This window comes from Bacillus sp. SIMBA_026, assembly GCF_046535335.1.
GTDB classification, from domain to species: Bacteria; Bacillota; Bacilli; order Bacillales; family Bacillaceae; genus Bacillus; species Bacillus velezensis.
In genome coordinates this window covers 1-268 of the sequence record NZ_JAWRWX010000200.1, presented here as the reverse complement: position 1 = coordinate 268, position 268 = coordinate 1, and the positions used below count along the sequence as shown (strand labels likewise).

Annotated in this window: 1 protein-coding gene; it reads left to right on the top strand. The window is 67.5% G+C overall.

From position 1 onward, the window contains the following. On the top strand, nt 1–239 hold a 239-nt coding region (locus tag SB847_RS21190; RefSeq protein WP_486304283.1), incomplete at its 5' end, for an aldose epimerase family protein. Nucleotides 240–268 lie beyond the last annotated feature (29 nt).

Genomic DNA, 268 nt, shown 5'->3' with positions numbered 1-268 from the left:
GCCTGGCCCGCCTTTCCGTACGGGACCCGGCGGGAACCGGCGTCGGAATGTCCTGGGACCAAAGCTGCCCGTGGCTTCAGATCCATACGGCAGACAAACCGGCACCAATTCCGAGCCGGATTGGGCTGGCCGTGGAGCCGATGACGTGTCCGCCGGATGTGTTCAATAGCGGCACGGACCTGATCCGGCTGGCGCCGGGTGCCGAGCACACGGCCTCGTGGAGCATCTACGCGCTGTAGCGACCCAACCAGGGGCGGCAGACGCCGCA